Source organism: Azospirillum sp. TSO35-2, from assembly GCF_003116095.1.
Lineage (GTDB): Bacteria > Pseudomonadota > Alphaproteobacteria > Azospirillales > Azospirillaceae > Azospirillum.
Genome location: NZ_LGRA01000021.1, coordinates 1,412,560 through 1,431,143 on the forward strand (window position 1 = coordinate 1,412,560; position 18,584 = coordinate 1,431,143).

Consider the following 18,584-nt stretch of genomic DNA (forward strand, 5'->3'; position numbering starts at 1 on the left):
CGCCACCGCCTCTGCCGCCCACGCCCTGGCGCCGGGCGCCCTCGCCTCGCCGGCCAACATCCGCCGCTCGTCGTCGCGGGTGTCGGGCAAGACCGTCATCCTCATCGGCTACATCGTCTTCCTCATGCTGCCCATCTACTGGATGGTCAACATGTCCTTCAAGACGAACGAGGAGATCCTGTCGGGCCTGACGCTCTACCCGCACGCCCCGACGCTGCGCAACTACGTCATCATCTTCACCGACCCGAGCTGGTACAGCGGCTACATCAACTCGATCTACTATGTGACGCTGAACACCATCATCTCGCTGACGGCGGCGCTGCCCGCCGCCTACGCCTTCTCGCGCTACCGCTTCATCGGCGACAAGCACGTCTTCTTCTGGCTGCTGACCAACAAGATGGCGCCGCCGGCGGTGTTCCTGCTGCCCTTCTTCCAGCTCTACCAGACGGTCGGGCTGTTCGACACGCACATCGCGGTGGCGCTGGCCCACTGCCTGTTCAACGTGCCGCTGGCGGTGTGGATCCTGGAAGGCTTCATGTCGGGCGTGCCGCGCGAGATCGACGAGATGGCCTACATCGACGGCTACAGCTTCCCGCGCTTCTTCACCACGGTCTTCATGCCGATGATCCGCGCCGGGATCGGTGTCACCGCCTTCTTCTGCTTCATGTTCAGCTGGGTCGAACTGCTGCTGGCCCGCACCCTGACCTCGGTCGACGCCAAGCCGATCGCCGCGACCATGACCCGCACGGTCAGCGCGTCGGGCATGGACTGGGGCCTGCTGGCCGCCGCCGGCGTGCTGACCATCCTGCCGGGGGCGCTCGTGATCTGGTTCGTCCGCAACTACATCGCCAAGGGCTTTGCCCTCGGCCGGGTCTGAGGAGATCGCCGTCATGGATTTGCAATGGATGGCGTGGACCACGCCGACCGCGCTCTTCTTCATCGGCATCGCCATCATGCTGGCCGGCATGACGGTGTGGGAGGTCGTGTCGCCGACTGCGGAGGCCAAGGGCTTCCTGCCGATGCGCACCACCCGCGGCGACCGTCTGTTCATCGGCCTGCTGGGCAGCGCCTTCATCCATCTGGGCTGGCTCGCCGCGACCACCGTGTCGCTGTGGGGGGCCCTGGCGGTCTCGCTGGTGTGGACCGCTTTCGTGATCCGCTTCGGCTGAGGGGGAAGATCAGGACGTCTTTCAAGGGATCCGTCGTTTCCGCCATCCCGGGAACGACGAGCAGGGGGGCCTCGGTCGCCCAAGAGCAACAATCAGCGTCAATCTGATATCAAAGCGATCCAAATGGGAGGAACCATGCTTCAGAACACTGTGTTTCGGGCGACTCTGCGGCGGCGTCTGACCGGGGCCGTGATGGCCGGTGGCATCGGCGTGCTGCTGGCGATGGCGTCGGCGGCCCCTTCGGCGGCGATGACCCCGGAGCAGGAAGCCGTCGCCAAGAAGATCATCGACGAACTCCAGCCCTCCACGCTCTCCAAGGACGAGCAGATGAAGGAGCTTGAGTGGTTCGTGAAGGCGGCCGAGCCCTTCAAGGGCATGGACATCAACGTCGTCTCCGAAACGCTGACGACGCACGAGTTCGAATCGAAGACGCTCGCCAAGCTGTTCAGCGACCTCACGGGCATCAAGCTGAAGCACGACCTGATCCAGGAAGGCGACGTCATCGAGAAGTTGCAGACCCAGATGCAGTCGGGCCGCAACGTCTATGACGCCTACATCAACGACAGCGACCTGATCGGCACGCATTTCCGCTACGGCCACGCCATCCCGCTGTCCGACTTCATGACCGGCGAGGGCAAGGACGTCACGCTGCCGACGCTGGACGTCAAGGACTTCATCGGCACCAGCTTCACCACCGCGCCGGACGGCAAGCTCTACCAGCTGCCCGACCAGCAGTTCGCCAACCTCTACTGGTTCCGCGCCGACTGGTTCGCCCGCCCCGACCTGAAGGAGAAGTTCAAGGCCAAGTACGGCTACGACCTGGGCGTCCCGCTCGACTGGTCGGCCTACGAGGACATCGCCGAGTTCTTCACCAACGACGTGAAGGAAATCGACGGCGTCCGTGTCTACGGCCACATGGACTACGGCAAGAAGGACCCGTCGCTCGGCTGGCGCTTCACCGACGCGTGGTTGTCGATGGCCGGCGCCGGCGACAAGGGCCTGCCGAACGGCAAGCCGGTCGACGAATGGGGCATCCGCGTCGAGGGCTGCCGCCCGGCCGGCGCGTCGGTCGCCCGCGGCGGCGACACCAACGGTCCGGCGGCGGTCTATTCGCTGAACAAGTACATCGACTGGCTGAAGAAGTACGCCCCGCCGGAAGCGGCCGGCATGACCTTCTCCGAAGCCGGCCCGGTGCCGGCCCAGGGCGCGGTCGCCCAGCAGATCTTCTGGTACACCGCCTTCACCGCCGACATGACCAAGCCGGGCCTGCCGGTGGTCAACGCCGACGGCACGCCGAAGTGGCGCATGGCCCCCTCGCCGCACGGCCCGTATTGGGAGCAGGGCATGAAGCTCGGCTACCAGGACGTCGGCTCGTGGACGCTGCTGAAGTCGACCCCGCTGGAACGCCGCAAGGCCGCGTGGCTCTACGCCCAGTTCACCGTGTCGAAGACCGCGTCGCTGAAGAAGACGCTGGTTGGCCTGACGCCGATCCGCGAAAGCGACATCAAGTCCGACGCGATGACCCAGGTGGCCCCGAAGCTGGGTGGTCTGGTCGAGTTCTACCGCAGCCCGGCCCGCGTCGCCTGGACGCCGACCGGCACCAACGTGCCGGACTATCCGAAGCTGGCGCCGCTGTGGTGGCAGAACATCGCCGAAGCGGTCACCGGCGAGCGCACCTCGCAGCAGGCGATGGACAATCTGGCCGAGCAGATGGAGCAGGTGTTGGCCCGCATGGAGCGTGCCAACATCGGTGGCGACTGCGCGCCCAAGCTGAACCCGAAGAAGGACCCGAAGGAGTGGTTCGCCGCCCCCGGCGCCCCGAAGGCCAAGCTGGACAACGAGAAGCCCAAGGGCCAGACCATCGCCTACGACGACCTGCTGAAGGCCTGGAAGGAAGGCCGCGCCCAGTAACGGGCATGGCTTGACGGTTCTCCCGCCTGGTTGCGCCGGGGGTGAACCTCGGGGCGGCATTCATTCGAAAGACTGGCGCCGCCCCGTTTTTATTTCCCTCTCCCGCCCCGGGAGAGGGAAGGGACCCGAGCGAAGCTTGGGAAGGGTGAGGGGTGATCCAAGGATCGAAATCCATGTCTGGACCACCCCTCACCCTCCCGCCTTCGGCGGGTCCCTCCCTCTCCCGGGGCGGGAGAGGGTACGAAAAGCGCGAATTCACGAGGGAACGCATCCATGAGCAAGGCCGGCCACATCCTCGCCATCGACCAGGGCACCACCTCGTCGCGGGCGATCCTGTTCGACGGCCGGGGGACGCCGCTGGTCGAGGCTCGCCGCGAATTCCCGCAGCATTACCCCGGCGACGGCTGGGTCGAGCATGATCCCGCCGACATCCTGCGCGACATCCGCACCGTGGCGCGCGAGGCGGTGGAGAAGGCGGGCGTCGACGCCGCGTCGATCGCCGCCATCGGCATCACCAACCAGCGCGAAACCACCGTGGTGTGGGACCGCGCCACCGGCGAGCCGATCCACCGCGCCATCGTCTGGCAGGACCGCCGCACCGCCGCGCTGTGCCACGATCTGGTGGCGGCTGGGAACGCCGAACTGGTGCGATCCCGCACCGGACTGCTGATCGACGCCTATTTCTCGGCGACCAAGATCGCCTGGATCCTCGACCATGTGCCGGGCGCCCGCGCCCGGGCCGAACGCGGCGAGCTGTGCTTCGGCACCATCGACAGCTTCCTGATCTTTCACCTGACCGGCAAACGGGTGCACGCGACCGACGCGACCAACGCGTCGCGCACCATGCTGTTCGACATCCATGCCCAGGATTGGGACGACGAGCTGCTGGCGCTGTTCCGGGTGCCGCGCGCCATGCTGCCGCGGGTGCTGGACAGTTCCGACGATTTCGGCGCGACGGAGCCCGAGCTGCTCGGCCGGCCGATCCCGATCGCCGGCGTGGCGGGCGACCAGCAGGCGGCGGCCTTCGGGCAGGCGTGCCTGACGCCGGGCATGGCGAAGTCGACCTACGGCACCGGCTGCTTCGCGCTGATCAACACCGGCACCACCCCGGTGGTGTCGAAGAACCGGCTGCTGACCACCATCGCCTACCGGCTGGACGGCGTGACCTCCTACGCGCAGGAAGGCTCGATCTTCGTCGCCGGCGCCGCGATCAAGTGGCTGCGCGACGGGCTGGGCGTCATCACCCACGCCAGCCAGACCGACGACATGGCGACCCGCGTGCCCGACAGCCACGGCGTCTATTTCGTCCCGGCCTTCGTTGGGCTGGGCGCCCCGCATTGGGACTCGGACGCCCGCGCCGCAATCTTCGGCATGACGCTGGACGTCGGCCCCGCCCACATCGCCCGCGCCGCGCTGGAGGCCGTCGCCTACCAGACCCGCGACCTGATGGAGGCGATGAGCGGCGATTGGGGCGGCACCATCAACGCGCTGCGCGTCGACGGTGGCATGGCCGCCAACGACTGGCTGTGCCAGTTCCTCGCCGACCTGCTGGGGATGCCGGTGGAGCGGCCGAAGGTGATCGAAACCACCGCGCTGGGCGCCGCCTGCCTCGCCGCGCTGCGCGTCGGGGTGTTCGATGGGCTGGAGCAGGTGTCCGACGCCTGGCGCAGCGAACGCCGCTTCGACCCGCGGATGGAGGATGGTCGGCGCGACCGGCTCTACACCGGCTGGCGCGACGCCGTCTCGCGGGTGCGGTCGGACCGGTAGCCGGATTTTCCGTTACGCGCTCCTCCCAAGGGTTGCGTCCTCCTCCGCCCCCGGGCGGCGGACACTGGGCCGGACGGTGCACGCCGTCCGGCCCATTTTCTTCAGTGGTCAAGCCGACGCCGGGCTGATCAGCATCTCGCGGATCTTGCTCTTCAGCAGCTTGCCGGTGGCGGTGTGGGGCAGCGCCTCGACGATGCGGACGTCGTCGGGGATGCACCATTTCGCCACCTTGCCGTCATAGACCGCCAGCAGCTCTTCCCGCGTCAGGCTGGCGCCGGGCTTCAGCACGACGACCAGCACCGGGCGCTCGCCCCATTTCTCGTCGGGCAGGGCGACGGCGGCGGCCTCCTGCACCGCGGGGTGGCCGACAGCGATGTTTTCCAGGTCGATGGAGCTGATCCACTCGCCGCCCGACTTGATGACATCCTTGGTGCGGTCGACGATCTGGACATAACCGTCGGCGTCCATCGTCACCACGTCGCCGGTTTCGAACCAGCCCGGCACCGTCTCGTGCGCCGGGCTGTCGGCGATGCCGAAATAGCCGCTGCACACGGTGGAGCCGCGGACCAGCAGCCGGCCGAAGCTGACGCCGTCGCGCGGCACGTCGTTGCCGCCCCCGTCGACCACGCGGAACTGCACGCCGCAGATCGGCCGTCCCTGTTTGGCGGCCAGCGCCAGCGCGGCGTCGGCGTCCTGCCCCTTGTGCTTGCCCTTCGGCATGTTGGCGAGGCCGAGCGGGCTGGTTTCCGTCATGCCCCAGGCGTGCAGCACCTCGACCCCCATCTCCTGGAAGCGCTGGATCATCACCGGCGGACAGGCGGAGCCGCCGATGGCGATGCGGCGCATGGTGGTCAGCCGCTTCTTGTTGGCGTCCAGCCAGTTCAGCAGGGCGAGCCACACCGTCGGCACGCCGGCGCTGTTGGTCACCCGTTCCGCCTCGAACAGCTCGTAGAGGCTGGCGCCGTCCAGCTTCGGGCCGGGGAAGACCAGCTTGGCGCCGACCATCGGCGCGGCGTAGGGCACGCCCCAGGCGTTGACGTGGAACATCGGCACCACCGGCAGCACAACGTCCGACGCCGACAGGCCGAAGACGTCGGGCAGGCAGGCCGCCATCGCGTGCAGGATGGAGGAGCGGTGGCTGTACAGCACACCCTTCGGGTTGCCCGTGGTGCCGGAGGTGTAGCACATGCCGCAGGCGGTGTTCTCGTCGAGCAGCGGCCAGTCGAAACGGTCGGGCTGTTCGGCCAGCAGGTCCTCGTAGCACAGCAGGTTGGGCAGGCTGGACTGCGGCATGGTGGCGGCGTCGGTCATCACGACGATGGCCTTCAGCCCGGGCAGCTCGTGGGCGATGCCCTCCAGCAGCGGAATGAAGGTCAGGTCGGTGAACAGCACGCGGTCTTCGGCGTGGTTGACGATGTAGGCGATCTGCTCGGGGAACAGCCGCGGGTTGATGGTGTGGCAGACCATGCCCGACCCGCCGATGCCGTAATAGCATTCCAGATGGCGATAGCCGTTCCAGGCCAGCGTGCCGACCCGGTCGCCGGGCTGCAGCCCCAGCGCCGCCAGCGCGTTGGCCAGCCGCTGCGACCGCGCCCACGCCTCGGCGTAGGTGTAGCGGTGGATCGGCCCCTCGGTGGTGCGCGACACGATCTCGGTGTCGGCGTGGTACAGCGCCGCGTGACGCAGGACCGACGTCACCAGCAGCGGCTCGTTCATCATCATTCCGCGCAGCATCGTTTCACTCCCGGTTCTTTGCCTTGTGCTTGACGTTTTGTGTTTGAGGTCGTGTGTTCGAGACGGTGGGGACGGGTCGTCATTCGGCGGCGGCCCGCGTGTCGCAGGCGGCAAGGCGCTGTTCGGCGTCGGCCTCCATCACCTTCAGTTCGCCGATGATCTCGGCGATCTCGTCCTGCATCCGCTCCAGGTCGGCCAGACGGGCGCGGATCTTCCGCAAGCCGTCGCGGTACTGTCCGGCGCTCGGCCGACCGGAGCGGTAATGCGCGAGATACTCGGCGATCTGGTCGAGCGAGAAGCCGACGCGCCGGAATTTCAGGATCAGCACCAGCCGCGCCCGGTCGCGGTAGGTGAACACCCGCCGCCCCCCGGCCCGCTGCGGGGTCAGCAGTCCCTTTTCCTCGTAAAAGCGCAGCGCCTGCGCGGTCAGGTCGAACTCCGCCGCCAGTTCGCTCACGCCGTAGACCCGGTTCCGTTCGGACATGGACAATCCCCCGCGGCAGCGATTTCGCCACGGCGGCAGGGGGAAGTCAACGTCAATGAGCTAAAGCGGGCTTTATGCCGCGGCACACCCGCCGCGTGGCTCGCCCCGGGGCGTCGAACGCACCGGGTGGGGACCGCCATCGCTCCCGCCATCCTCCGGCCCCGGATGACGGCGGTCCCCCGGTCGTCCGATCCGGTCAGCCGGCGCGCACCTGTTCCAGGAAGCGGTCGACCTCGTGGCCGAGCGCGTCGGCGTGGCTGGACAGTTGGCGCACGGAGGCCAGGACCTCGTAGGCGACCTTGCCGCTCTGGCTGGCGGACTGGTTGACGCTGTCGATGCTGTCGGCGACGGTCTGCGTGCCCTGGGCGGCCTGCTGGACGTTCCGGCTGATCTCGCGGGTGGCGGCGCCCTGTTCCTCGACGGCGGACGCGATGGAGGTCGCGACCTCGTTGATGTGGCCGATGACGCGGACGACCTGCTGGAGTTCGCCCACCGCCTCGCCGGTCATCGACTGGATGTCGGCGACCTGGACGGCGATGTCCTCGGTCGCCTTGGCGGTCTGGGTGGCCAGCGCCTTCACCTCGCTCGCCACCACGGCGAAGCCCTTGCCGGCGTCCCCGGCGCGCGCCGCCTCGATGGTGGCGTTCAGCGCCAGCAGGTTGGTCTGCGAGGCGATGGAGTTGATCAGCTCGACGACGGCACCGATCCGCTCCACCGCGTGGGCCAGACCACCGACCTTGCCGTTGGCCCGTTCGGCGATGTCGACCGCCTGGCGGGCGATCTGCGACGACTGGCCGACCTGACGGCTGATCTCGCCGATCGAGCTGGTCAATTCCTCGGTCGCGGCGGCGACGGTCTGGACGTTGGCGGAGGTCTGCTCGGTCGTCGCGGCGACGTCGCTGGCCAGTTGGCCGGTCTGGTCGGCGGCGCGGGTCACCGCGTTGGCACGGGTTTCCATGCCCGCGGTTTCCTCCACCACCGCGTGGATGACGCCGCCCACCGCCTGTTCGAAACGGTCGGCGAGCTGGGCGATGGCCTTGTGCTTGTCCTCCTCCGCAAGGCGGGCCAGTTCGGCCTGCTCGGCCTCCAGCCGGAGCTTGGCCTGGGCGTTCTCCTTGAACACCTGGGTGGCGCGGCTCATGTCGCCCAGCTCGTCGCCGCGGCTGGTCTCGGGGAAGGTGACGGTCAGGTCGCCAGCGGCCATCGCCCGCATGCGCCCGGCCAGCGAGCGGACGGTGGCGCTGATGTTGTGCCCGACCAGGGTCAGCAGCACGATGGCCGGCAGCGCGAGGCCCGCGATGACGCCGACCAGGGTCCAGAGCTGCGACAGGAACGCCGCCCAGAGATCATCGATGAAGACGCCGGTGCCGATCAGGATCCGCCAGGGCTCGAAGCCCTTGACGTAGGCCAGCTTCACCGCGGTTTCGGCGCTGCCGGCGGTGCGCGGCCAGTCATAGGCGTAGGTGCCCTCGCCCTTGGCCTTGATCAGGGTGATCAGCGCGGGGATGACCGGCACGCCCTTGGCGTCCTTGATGCCCGACACGTCGTTGCCCATCAGCTTCGGGTTGGCGTGGGCGAAGCCGATCGAATCGTAGGTGTGGGCGAACAGATACTCATCCCCGCTGTAGCGGATGGCGAGGAAGGCGTCCTTGAACCGGGCCTGGGCCTCGTCGCGGCTGAGTCGGCCGGCGGCGACCTCGCCTTCGAAATGGGCGGCCATGCTGTGCCCGGCCTCCACCATGTACCGCAGGGAGTCGACCCGGTCCTGATACATCCGGTTGTAGCTGAGATAAAGTCCTGCGCCGGCGATCGCCAGGCAGGCGAGGCTTGCCGTTGCGACCAGGGTCAGCAGTTTCGCACGTATCGAGAGCGAGTTGCCAATCATCATGCACCACCTTGGGGCCGTCGAAGCCCGCATTTCTGTGGTGGGTATTATGGCGTGGAACGTTTGCCGGATCCTGTCAAAGATGCCGTGCCATGTTGTCGCAGGAACCAACCCAATATACCGGGATCGCGACACGACGAATATTCGGCGCAATTGAGCCGAATAGGCTTCATCGCGTCTGGAGACCGGATTCTGTGATCTGCATTACATTCAATTAGGTTTTTCCCTTATGAATTTCGGTCTATCCGGGCCGTTTGCCGCATTGCAGCGATTTCACATGACAGCTGGGCACCGCCGGTGCTTCCTGCAGGCTGGAGAAGAACGTCGGGGAGCGGACGGTTGGTCGTGAGGGGGAACAGCCGCGCTGCGCGCCGGGATTCTGGGCGTCCGGGTCGCCGCCCCCGCTGCACCGCGTGGGATGGCGCGGCCGCTCTCGGCCTGCTGGTGCTGCTGGCGCTGGTCGCCCTGACCTTCCGGCATTACGGCATCTCCAACGACGAGGAGGTCCAGCACGTCTATGGCGCCAAGCTGATCGACTGGTACCGCACCGGCTTCACCGACGATTCGGCCTTCACCTACAAGAACCTGTACCTCTATGGCGGGCTGTTCGACATGGCGGCGGTGGCGTTGGCGCCGCTGCTGCCGTTCGACCCCTACGAGACGCGGCACCTGCTCTGCGGCCTGATCGGCGTGGCGGGCGTGGCGGTGGTCTGGTGGATGGGGCGCCGGCTGGCTGGGCCGCGGGCGGGGCTGCTCGCCGGGCTGCTGCTGGCGCTGTGCGGCCCGTGGTACGGCGGCATGTTCAACCACACCAAGGACGTGCCCTTCGCCGTGCTGATGATGGCGGCGGTGGCGCTGCTGGTCCGGCTGGTCGGGCAGATGCCGCGGCCGCGCCTGGGCAGCGTGCTGGGACTGGGGTTGGTCGTCGGGCTGGCGCTCGGCATCCGGGTCGGCGGGCTGCTGGCCGTCGGCTATACGGCGGCGGCGCTGGCGGCGTGGGCGCTGGTCGACCGTGGCGCCGGGACGATGGCCGGGCGGCTGCGGCGGGCCGGCGGCGTCGCGCTGCGGCTTCTGCCGGCGCTGCCGGTCGCCTATGGCGTGATGGCGCTGTTCTGGCCCTGGGCGGTGCTGGAGCCGCTGAACCCGCTGCGGGCGCTGGCCGACTTCTCGCACTTCCATTACCCGATCCGCACCACGCTGGGCGGTGCCGAGTATTGGATGTACGAGGTGCCGCGCGGTTATCTCGCCTGGTATCTGGCGATCAAGCTGCCGCTGGTGATGCTGGCCGCCGCGGCCCTCGGGCTGCTGGCTCTGCCGACGGCGTTCCGCCGCGACCGACCGGACGGGCACGGTGCGGACCGGCTCGTCGGCCATGGTCTGGTGGCGCTGGCGGCGCTGTTCCCGGTCGTCTGGTTCGCCGTCACCCACGCGCCGGGCTACACCGCGATCCGCCATTTCCTGTTCGTGCTGCCGCCGCTGGCGGTGCTCGGCGGCATCGGGCTGGACCGGCTGCTGGTCGGCGCCGATGCCTGGAGGCTGGGGGCGTCGCAGCGCAGCGGTCGCGGCCTGTCGCTCGCCCCGGTGGTCGGTGCGGCGCTGGCGCTGGTGATGACGCGCGAGGCGATGGTGCTGGAGTCGCTGCACCCCGACGAATACGTCTATTTCAACGAGCTGGTCGGCGGCGTCGCCGGGGCGGCGCGGAACTACGACGTCGATTACTGGGCCAACAGCCTGCCCGAAGCGGTGGAGGACCTGTCCCAGGTCATCGCCGAGGAGGAGGCGCGCACCCACCATCACAAGACCTACAGCGTCGCCGTCTGCGCCGAGCCGTTGTCCTTCGAAAAGGTGGCGCCGCCCAACATGCGCCGGGTCAGCGACTGGAACCACGCCGACTTCTTCATCGCGCCGACGCAGGAGAATTGCGACGCGCTGATGCCCGGCCCCGCGGTGGTCGAGGTGGAGCGCGACGGCGCCCTGTTGGCGGTGGTCAGGGATCTGCGCAAGCCCGAGGCGCCGGGCGAAACCATCGAGATGGCGCGGCTGCGCACCCACGGCCGCATCCTGAGGCCGTAGCGTCCGCCGTCACCGCGGCAGGAAACGCCCGCGGTCCAGCCCGTGGCGGGTCATCTTCTCGTTCAGGGTGCGCCGCGGGATGTCCAGCAGCTCCATCACCGCCTTGATGTCGCCCTTGCAGCGCTCCAGCGCCTGCTCGATCGCCCGCTTCTCGAAGGCGTCGACCTGATCGGCCAGCGCCCGCGGGGCCGCCGCGGCGTCACCGCCGACCGGGCGGCGGCGCAGCAGCCCGGCCACCCCGCTGCGGCCGACCGACAGGACGTGGCGTTCGGCGAGGTTGCGCAGCTCGCGCACATTGCCGGGCCAGTCGTGGGCCAGCAAGGCGTCGACGTCGGCCGGGTCGAGCGGGCGCGGCTCGCGGCCGTGGCGGCCGGCGAACTCGGCGGCGAAGAAGTCGAACAGCAGCGGGATGTCCTCCGCCCGCGCCCGCAGCGGCGGGATGTGCAGCTCCGCCACGTTCAGCCGGTAATAGAGGTCGGCGCGGAAGCGGCCCTCCTCGCTGAGGTCGAGCAGGTCGGTCTTGGTCGCCGCCACCAGCCGGAGGTCGACCGCCACCGGCTTGTTGGAGCCGAGCCGTTCGATCGTGCGCTCCTGCAACGCGCGCAGCAGCTTGACCTGGATCGCCAGCGGCATGCTCTCGATCTCGTCCAGGAACAGGGTGCCGCCGCTGGAATGCTCCAGCTTGCCGGCGCGGCGCTGGGCGGCGCCGGTGAAGGCGCCGGGCTCGTGGCCGAACAGCTCGCTTTCCGCCATGCTGTCGGGGATGGCGCCGCAGTTCAGCGCCACGAAGGCGCCCTTCGCCCCGCGCGGGCCGAAGTCGTGCAGGCAGCGGGCGACCAGCTCCTTGCCGGTGCCGGTTTCGCCATGGATCAGCACGCTGACGCCGGTGGCGGCGAGGTCCAGCAGCTCGCGCCGCAACTCGGCGATGGCGGGCGAAGTGCCGATCAGCCGCGTCTCGATCCCGCCGCCGGCCGCGTCGGCGGCGATGCGCCGGCGCAAGCCACGGTTCTCCAGCACCAGCCGCCGCTTCTCGCCGGCCCGGCGGATGACGGCGACCAGATGGTCGGGCTCGAACGGCTTTTCGATGAAGTCGTAGGCGCCGCGCCGCATCGCCTCCACCGCCAGGGCGACGTCGCCATGGCCGGTGACCAGGATCACCGGCAGGTCGGCGTCGCGTTCCAGCGCGCGCTCCAGCACCGCCATGCCGTCCATCCGCGGCATCCGCAGGTCGGAGACCAGCACGCCGGGGAAGTCGGGCGTCACCCGGTCCAGCGCCGGCTGCGGCGTCTCGAACCCCTGCGCCGCGAAGCCGGCCAGTTGCAGCCATTGCGTGACCGACACCCGCATCGCCAACTCGTCATCGACGAACAGGACCGGCATCGGCTCCGGCACGGGGAGCGTATCAGCCATCATGGGCCTCCGGCAGCAGGACGACGAAGCAGGCGCCGCCGTCCGGGTTGTTCTCCGCCCGCAGGGTGCCGCCGAAGTCGCGGACGATGCCATAGGACAGCGACAGGCCGAGCCCCAGACCCTGCCCGACCTCCTTGGTGGTGAAGAAGGGGTCGAACAGCTGGAACTGGTGCGCCTCGGCGATGCCGGTGCCGGTGTCGCGGATGCGGATCTCCCAGCCCTCCGCCACGCGGGCGGCGGTCAGGGTCAGGCGGCGGTCGTCGGCCACCGCGTCCATGGCGTCGGCGGCGTTGCGCAGCAGGTTGACGAAGACCTGCTCCAACCGCACCGCGTCGCCGCGCACCCGCGCTTCGGCCGGGATCGCCTGCTCGACCCGGATGTCCTCGTCGCGCAGGCGGGGGGCGAGCAGGGCCAGGGCGCGGTCCATGGCGCGGGCGACCGGCACCGCCTCCACCCGCGCCGGCCCCTTGCGGGCGAAATCCTTCAGGTGGCCGGACAACACCGCCATCCGTTCGGCCAGATCGCCGATCATCGCCAGATTGTCGCGCACCAACACCGTCTCGCCCCGTTCGGCCAGCAGGCGGGTGGAGGCGACGAAGGTGCGGATGGCGGCCAGCGGCTGGTTGATCTCGTGCGCCAGCGCCGCCGACATCTGGCCCAGCGCCGCCAGCTTGCCGGCCTGGACCAGCTCTTCCTGCGCCTCGCGCAGGACGCGGTTGGCAGTGACCAGTTCGGCGGTGCGCTCTTCCACCCGGCGTTCCAGCATCGCCCGCGCCTCGCGCTGGAGCCGCAGCGTCTGCCGCCGCTGGTAGCCCAGGGCCGAGGCGGCGGCGAGCAGCAGGATGCCCATCGCGGTCAGCACCGCCGCCCCGGCCGCTTCGGTCCGCACCGGTTCCAGGTCGGACAGCAGGCGGATGGTCCAGCCGAACTCCGGCAGCGGCAGTTCCTGCATCAGGTAGGCGCGGCGGGCGGCAGCGGGTGCGGCGGGGCCGGCGGCGGGATCGGGCAGGCTGACCAGCCGGGCGCCACTCTCCTCCACCGGACCGTCATGCAGGCCGAGCGGCTTGAGGTCGCTGCGGTCGTACTGCCGGGTTTCGGCCAACCGCGCCTTCACCGCGGCGGGCAGCGGGCGCAGCGCGCGGTAGCGCCAGTCGGCGTGGCTGGACAGGAAGACGATGCCGTTCTCGTCGGTCACCAGCACCCGTTCGCCGCCGGCGGTCCAGTCGTGTTGCAGCGGCTCCAGGTCGATCTTGACCACGGCGACGCCGATCAGCCGCTCCGCTTGGCGGACCGCCTGCGACAGGAAATAGCCGGGCAGGCCGGTGGTGACGCCGATGCCGAAGTAACGCCCGCCGCCATCCTCCACCGCCTGCCGGAAATAGGGGCGGAAGTCGTAGGTCTGGCCGACGAAGCTCTGCGCCGGGTCGCGCCAGTTGCTGGACGCCAGCGCCAGCCCGTCGCGGTCCACCACATAGAGCGCCGCCGAGCCGGCCGCCGCGTTCGCCGCCTCCAGCCGCCGGTTGACCGCGTCGCGCGCCGGCTCCGACGGCTGTTCGAGCAGGCCCAGCACCTCGTGGTCGCGGGCGACCAGGAAGGGCAGATAGTCGTAGCGCCCGACCGCGTTGCGGATGCTGCTGGCGTACAGGCCGAGCCGCTGGTCGCCGTTCAGCGTCAGCGCCGCCCGCGCCCCCGCTTCGGCCCAGCGGTAGGCACCCCAGCAGGCCAGCGCGGTGGCGGCTGCCAACGCCACGGCAAGGAGCGCCATCCGGCGGCGCCGCACCGGACGGGTGGGAGGTGTGTCGGCCATGGCCTGTCTATGGAGCCGCGGCGCCGACGCTGTCCAGCGCCTTTTCCGTCCGCTGTGCCGGGGAGCGCCGGCGGGTGCGGGATGGCCGGGTGTCGATGCCGCGATCTGTTTTTGAATGGTCGTTCAATCAAGAAAGAACAAACAAATGACCGCTCGTGATATCCCAAATGAACGGGCGGTGGTGCGATGAAAAAGCCCCGCGCTTGTTGTTTGCATCACTTTCATGACGGGCGAAAGACCGCTATGGTTGCCGCCGCAGGCTTGGGCTTGACCTGGGGTGACAGCCGGGTCGGGCCGATCGGGATCGAGAGGGGGGATACAGAACCATGGACGCCGAATCCATTCGCGCCGCCTACCGCCGCTACGCCGGCTTCTACGACCGGGTGTTCGGGGTGCTGCTGGCCTCCGGCCGCCATGCGGCGGTGGAGTGGCTGAACCGCCGCGGCGGCCTGCGCATCCTGGAAGTTGGCGTCGGCACCGGCCTGTCGCTGTCCGACTACCGCAAGGACAACCGCGTCGTCGGCATCGACCTGTCGACCGACATGCTGAAGGTTGCGCAGGAGCGGGTGGCGCGCGAGCGTCTCGACAACGTTGAAGGGCTGCTGGAGATGGACGCCGGCACGCTGGCCTTCGCCGACGGCAGCTTCGACGTCGTGGTCGCCATGTACGTCATGACCGTGGTCCCCGACCCCCAGGGCACGATGGCCGAACTGGAACGGGTCTGCAAACCCGGCGGCGACATCGTCATCGTCAACCACTTCGCCGCGCCCCAACCGGGCCTGCGCCGCGCGGTGGAGGGGTGGCTGGCGCCGCTGTCCAAGAAGCTCGGTTGGCGCCCCGACTTCACGCTGGACGCCATGATGACCGGGTCGCGGCTGGCGGTGGAGAGCATCCGCACCCTGCCGCCCTTCGGCCTGTTCAGTCTGCTGCATTGCCGGCGGTAGTGGCGCGGTGCGTGACCGGCGGCACCCGCTGCTGCTAGAGTCCGCCCACCACACGACGATCAGAGAGGCAGGCATGGCCATCAATCCGGGCGGCGATCTGGCGGGAAAGCGGATTCTGGTGCCGGAAAGCCGGGATCTGGACCTGTTCGCCGGCATGATGGAGCAGCATGGCGCCGAAACCATCCGCTGCCCGATGGTGAAGATCCTCGACCTCGACGACCCGGCGCCGGCGATGGCGTGGCTCGACCGGCTGCTGGCCGGCGGGTTCGACGACATCATCCTGCTGACCGGCGAGGGGCTGCGCCGGCTGATGACCGTCGCCCGCCGGATGGAACGCGAGGCCGACGTGGTCGCTGCCATCGGCCGCACCCGCGTCTTCGTGCGCGGTCCGAAGCCGGTGAAGGTGCTGCGCGAGATCGGCTGCGGCCCCTACAAATCGGCCCCCACCCCGACGACCGAGGGGGTGATTGCCGCGCTGGCCGACGAGGATCTGAACGGCCGGACCGTCGGCGTCCAGCTCTACCCCGGCAACCCGAACGAACCGTTGCTGGATGCGGTGCGGGCGCGCGGCGGCACGCCGCTGGCGGTCACCCCCTACCGCTACGCCAGCGATTCGGAGACAGGGTCGGTCGAGGCGGCGATCCGCGAGATGGCCGCCGGGCGCATCGACTTCGTCGCCTTCACCGCGTCGCCCCAGGTGCGGCGCCTGCACGAGGTGGCGGAGGCCTGCGGTCTTGCCGACGCCTTCCGCGAGGCCTTTGCCCGCACCCGCATCGCCGCTGTCGGCCCGGTGGTGGCGGAGGCGGTGGAGGCGGCCGGCGGCACCGTCGCCGTCTCGCCGGAATCGACCTTCCACATGAAGCCGCTGGTCACCGCGATCCGCAAGCTGTTGACCGACGGGGCCGGGTGAGGGGGAGGGCGTCAATTCGCCCCACCCATCTGATAACGATTCTCATTGCCGTTTAACCTTTGACGCGCAGAGTGGGCGCCGGCTCCCAGGCACCTGATCCCCTGGCGGGCCGGTTGCTGCCAGGAGCGTCGTCATGCCCGTCACCCGATCGCCGTTTTCCCGCCGCGCCCTCGCGCTGGTGCTTCTGTCGGCCGGCCTCGCCGGTGGCAGCGCCGCAGGGGAGGCGGCCGAGCTGTCATCCCGGGAAACGCTGGGGGAGGCGCTGTTTTCCGACGCCAACCTTTCGTCCAACCGGACGCAATCCTGCGCCGACTGCCACAACCCGTCCTCCGGCTTCGCCGATCCGCGCAGCGGCGGGGCGGGCGGGGCGGCGTCGGTCGGCGCCGACGGCACCTCGGTCGGCGACCGCAACGCGCCGACGGCGTCCTACGCGAAGTTCAGCCCGGCCTTCCACATCACCGCCGAGGGCAAGGCGGTCGGCGGCCAGTTCCACGACGGGCGCGCGGCGACGCTGAAGGAACAGGCTGGCGGTCCGCCGCTGAACCCCGGCGAGATGGGCATGACCTCGAAGGAGCAGGTCCGGCAACGGCTGGCCGAGAACGGCGACTACGCCCGCGCCTTCGTGGCGCTCTATGGCGCCGGGGTGCTGGACGACGCCGAACGGGCTTATGACGCGATGACCGACAGCATCGCCGCCTTCGAGAAGACCGACGTCTTTTCGCCCTTCGATTCGAAGTACGACCGCTATCTGCGGGGCGAGTACAAGATGTCGCCGGAGGAGGATCTGGGCATGACCCTGTTCTTCTCCACCCAGTTCACCAACTGCAACCAGTGCCACAAGCTGAAGGCGATGCCGGCCACGGTGGGGGAGACCTTCACCAACTACGAATACCACAACATTGGCGTGCCGGCGAACCCGGCGCTGCGCGATGCCACGGCCAAGCCCGGTTTCGCCGACCGCGGCCTGCACGACAACCCGGCCGCCGCCAAGCCGGCCTATGACGGGACGTTCAAGACGCCGACCCTGCGCAACGTCGCCGTGACCGGCCCGTACATGCACAACGGGGTGTTCAAGGATCTGGAAACCGTCGTCCGCTTCTACGACCACTACAACAACCGGACGGAGAAGGCGGCGATCAATCCGGAAACCGGCCGGCCCTGGGGCCCGCCCGAACTGGGGGCGAACCTGTCGACCAAGGAGCTGGAATCGGGCCCGGCGCTCGACACCCGGCGGGTCAAGGCGCTGGTCGCCTTCATGAAGACGCTGACCGACGCGCGCTACGAACCGCTCTTGAAGTGACCGCGGCTTTATCGGTCGCCGGTGTCACCGACCGCCGATGTCGATGCGGAAGAGTTCCAGGTCCAGCAACTCCATCCGCATCCGGGGGCGGCGGTCGGTCCGGCGCGCGGCCAGCTTCTGCGCCAGCGGGCGGCGCAGCCAGGCCGCGCGGGCGCGGTCGATCAGAGACGTGCAGCGGTTGGTCAGGCTGGCGTTCATGGCGGATCGGCTCCCCGGGCGCATTGGGTCGGATGGTGAAGGGCGGTGTCGTGCTCCTGTGACCGGCCTTCCTTAGAATGACCACACAACGTGACAGTTTCTATCGCCCGAAGGTTTAATGCGTACGCCATAGGGCAGGACCGGGCCGGTCATAAGACGTGGAAAACCACCGTTTCCCGGCGCGGGTTGGACCAAAGAACAAGGGCAAGACGCGGGAGGCATCCTCCCCTACAGCACGGCGCCGACCTGCCGCCGCAGCGCGTCGCGCGCCTCGCCGTCCAGCACCGGCACGCCGCCGCGGGCTTCCAGCATGTAGGCGCCGGGGTCGGACAGGGTGCGCATCGCGAAGCCGGCGACGACCGGCGCTTCGGTGCTGAGCGGCTGGGTGTCGTAGACGGGGGTGAAGCTGCAGCCGCCGAGCATCGCCCGGATCATCAACGCCTCGTCGGAGGAGGCGCCGGCGGCCGGGGTGTTGATGCCGAACAGCAGCCGCTCCGCCTCGGCGTCGTTCACCAGGCCACGTTCCAGCAGGATGTCGACCATGGCGGAACTGGTCATCACCGGCGCGGCGCGGCCCTTCCAGCAGAAGCGGCCGTCATCCCAGCCGACATCCAGGCTGCGGAAGATCATGTGCGGCTCGCCGCCCGGCGCGCCGGCGACGATGTAGTTGACGCGCAGCAGACCGTTCCACAACCCCGCCGGGGCGACGATGCAGGACAGGCCACCCCGGGTCAGCCGCAGGTAGGTGTCGTTGATGCCCGACGGTTCGAAATCGAAAAGCATGGGGCGCTCACCTCGTTTCGGGCTCCGGTCCGAGGGACTCGGGCTCCGTTCCGGAGTGCCGAGTCCTCGTTCGGAGAGTCAGGTGAGACGCCGGTCTTCATCCGCAAACTGCCCATGCGGATGGTTCCCTTTTGCGCGCGAGCGGAAAAAGGCGGTAGGCCGATCCGCCAGCCTGCCGCCTTTATCGCTCCCGCGGGCGCGCGGGACGC

At 69.2% G+C, this 18,584-nt stretch carries 15 protein-coding genes; 8 read left to right on the forward strand and 7 right to left on the reverse strand.

From position 1 onward, the window contains the following. Positions 1–124: 124 nt before the first annotated feature. The 4 genes from TSO352_RS22540 to glpK all read left to right on the forward strand — a co-directional run bounded on the left by TSO352_RS22540 (position 125) and on the right by glpK (position 4,847). Positions 125–877, forward strand: coding sequence for a carbohydrate ABC transporter permease (locus tag TSO352_RS22540; RefSeq protein ID WP_247872520.1), 753 nt, complete (start codon positions 125–127; stop codon positions 875–877). A 13-nt stretch (positions 878–890) separates the two neighbouring features. After that, on the forward strand, positions 891–1,169 hold the full coding sequence (locus TSO352_RS22545) for a DUF2160 domain-containing protein (protein WP_199231695.1): 279 nt from the start codon (positions 891–893) through the stop codon (positions 1,167–1,169). 135 nt (positions 1,170–1,304) lie between these two features. Next, entirely contained in the window at positions 1,305–3,080 is a 1,776-nt protein-coding gene (locus TSO352_RS22550) for an ABC transporter substrate-binding protein (protein WP_247872317.1), read from the forward strand. Between the two features lie 273 nt (positions 3,081–3,353). Next, on the forward strand, positions 3,354–4,847 hold the full coding sequence (gene glpK / locus TSO352_RS22555; protein ID WP_109109443.1) for a glycerol kinase GlpK: 1,494 nt from the start codon (positions 3,354–3,356) through the stop codon (positions 4,845–4,847). Positions 4,848–4,955: 108 nt separating this feature from the next. Here glpK and TSO352_RS22560 read toward each other — a convergent pair whose 3' ends face one another. The 3 genes from TSO352_RS22560 to TSO352_RS22570 form a co-directional block, all read right to left on the reverse strand. Next, a complete protein-coding gene (locus TSO352_RS22560; RefSeq protein WP_109109444.1) occupies positions 4,956–6,581 on the reverse strand; it encodes a 3-(methylthio)propionyl-CoA ligase in 1,626 nt (541 codons plus the stop codon). A gap of 79 nt (positions 6,582–6,660) precedes the next feature. Beyond that, a complete protein-coding gene (locus TSO352_RS22565; protein WP_109109445.1) occupies positions 6,661–7,065 on the reverse strand; it encodes a MerR family DNA-binding transcriptional regulator in 405 nt (134 codons plus the stop codon). Between the two features lie 196 nt (positions 7,066–7,261). Beyond that, positions 7,262–8,953: a methyl-accepting chemotaxis protein gene (locus tag TSO352_RS22570; protein WP_247872318.1), complete on the reverse strand. Its 1,692-nt coding sequence runs from the start codon at positions 8,951–8,953 to the stop codon at positions 7,262–7,264. A 342-nt stretch (positions 8,954–9,295) separates the two neighbouring features. Here TSO352_RS22570 and TSO352_RS22575 point away from each other — a divergent pair, with 342 nt between their 5' ends. Further along, positions 9,296–11,023, forward strand: coding sequence for a glycosyltransferase family 39 protein (locus tag TSO352_RS22575; RefSeq protein WP_146210782.1), 1,728 nt, complete (start codon positions 9,296–9,298; stop codon positions 11,021–11,023). Between the two features lie 9 nt (positions 11,024–11,032). Here TSO352_RS22575 and TSO352_RS22580 read toward each other — a convergent pair whose 3' ends face one another. Together TSO352_RS22580 and TSO352_RS22585 are read right to left on the reverse strand one after the other, a co-directional pair. Continuing rightward, on the reverse strand, positions 11,033–12,433 hold the full coding sequence (locus TSO352_RS22580; RefSeq protein WP_247872319.1) for a sigma-54 dependent transcriptional regulator: 1,401 nt from the start codon (positions 12,431–12,433) through the stop codon (positions 11,033–11,035). Further along, positions 12,426–14,240 carry an ATP-binding protein gene (locus TSO352_RS22585; protein ID WP_109109448.1) on the reverse strand — a complete coding sequence of 605 codons (1,815 nt, stop codon included), beginning with the start codon at positions 14,238–14,240 and terminating at the stop codon, positions 12,426–12,428. The genes TSO352_RS22580 and TSO352_RS22585 overlap by 8 nt, the downstream gene beginning before the upstream one ends. Positions 14,241–14,566: 326 nt before the next feature. On the opposite strand from TSO352_RS22585, the gene TSO352_RS22590 reads away from it, so the two are divergent. From TSO352_RS22590 to TSO352_RS22600, 3 genes are all read left to right on the forward strand, one after another. Beyond that, a complete protein-coding gene (locus TSO352_RS22590) occupies positions 14,567–15,184 on the forward strand; it encodes a class I SAM-dependent methyltransferase (RefSeq protein ID WP_109109449.1) in 618 nt (205 codons plus the stop codon). Positions 15,185–15,257: 73 nt separating this feature from the next. Next, positions 15,258–16,094, forward strand: a complete 837-nt coding sequence (locus TSO352_RS22595) for a uroporphyrinogen-III synthase (RefSeq protein WP_109109450.1) — start codon at positions 15,258–15,260, stop codon at positions 16,092–16,094. A 133-nt stretch (positions 16,095–16,227) separates the two neighbouring features. Next, on the forward strand, positions 16,228–17,394 hold the full coding sequence (locus TSO352_RS22600) for a cytochrome c peroxidase (RefSeq protein WP_109109451.1): 1,167 nt from the start codon (positions 16,228–16,230) through the stop codon (positions 17,392–17,394). 24 nt (positions 17,395–17,418) lie between these two features. Here the strand turns inward: TSO352_RS22600 and TSO352_RS33615 are convergent, their stop codons facing one another. Both TSO352_RS33615 and TSO352_RS22605 read right to left on the reverse strand, forming a co-directional pair. Beyond that, the gene (locus tag TSO352_RS33615; protein ID WP_199231697.1) at positions 17,419–17,592 is read right to left on the reverse strand and encodes a hypothetical protein; all 174 of its coding nucleotides are present in this window, start codon (positions 17,590–17,592) and stop codon (positions 17,419–17,421) included. 228 nt (positions 17,593–17,820) lie between these two features. Continuing rightward, on the reverse strand, positions 17,821–18,375 hold the full coding sequence (locus tag TSO352_RS22605; RefSeq protein WP_109109452.1) for a hypothetical protein: 555 nt from the start codon (positions 18,373–18,375) through the stop codon (positions 17,821–17,823). Positions 18,376–18,584 lie beyond the last annotated feature (209 nt).

Coding starts and splice junctions, on each gene's coding strand:
- TSO352_RS22560 (WP_109109444.1), bottom strand. CDS start 6,581: ATGCTGCGCGGAATGATGATGAACGAGCCGCTGCTGGTGACGTCGGTC.
- glpK (WP_109109443.1), top strand. CDS start 3,354: ATGAGCAAGGCCGGCCACATCCTCGCCATCGACCAGGGCACCACCTCG.
- TSO352_RS22545 (WP_199231695.1), top strand. CDS start 891: ATGGATTTGCAATGGATGGCGTGGACCACGCCGACCGCGCTCTTCTTC.
- TSO352_RS22585 (WP_109109448.1), bottom strand. CDS start 14,240: ATGGCCGACACACCTCCCACCCGTCCGGTGCGGCGCCGCCGGATGGCG.
- TSO352_RS22580 (WP_247872319.1), bottom strand. CDS start 12,433: ATGGCTGATACGCTCCCCGTGCCGGAGCCGATGCCGGTCCTGTTCGTC.
- TSO352_RS22550 (WP_247872317.1), top strand. CDS start 1,305: ATGCTTCAGAACACTGTGTTTCGGGCGACTCTGCGGCGGCGTCTGACC.
- TSO352_RS22540 (WP_247872520.1), top strand. CDS start 125: ATGCTGCCCATCTACTGGATGGTCAACATGTCCTTCAAGACGAACGAG.
- TSO352_RS22600 (WP_109109451.1), top strand. CDS start 16,228: ATGCCCGTCACCCGATCGCCGTTTTCCCGCCGCGCCCTCGCGCTGGTG.
- TSO352_RS22565 (WP_109109445.1), bottom strand. CDS start 7,065: ATGTCCGAACGGAACCGGGTCTACGGCGTGAGCGAACTGGCGGCGGAG.
- TSO352_RS22590 (WP_109109449.1), top strand. CDS start 14,567: ATGGACGCCGAATCCATTCGCGCCGCCTACCGCCGCTACGCCGGCTTC.
- TSO352_RS22595 (WP_109109450.1), top strand. CDS start 15,258: ATGGCCATCAATCCGGGCGGCGATCTGGCGGGAAAGCGGATTCTGGTG.
- TSO352_RS22570 (WP_247872318.1), bottom strand. CDS start 8,953: ATGATGATTGGCAACTCGCTCTCGATACGTGCGAAACTGCTGACCCTG.
- TSO352_RS33615 (WP_199231697.1), bottom strand. CDS start 17,592: ATGAACGCCAGCCTGACCAACCGCTGCACGTCTCTGATCGACCGCGCC.
- TSO352_RS22605 (WP_109109452.1), bottom strand. CDS start 18,375: ATGCTTTTCGATTTCGAACCGTCGGGCATCAACGACACCTACCTGCGG.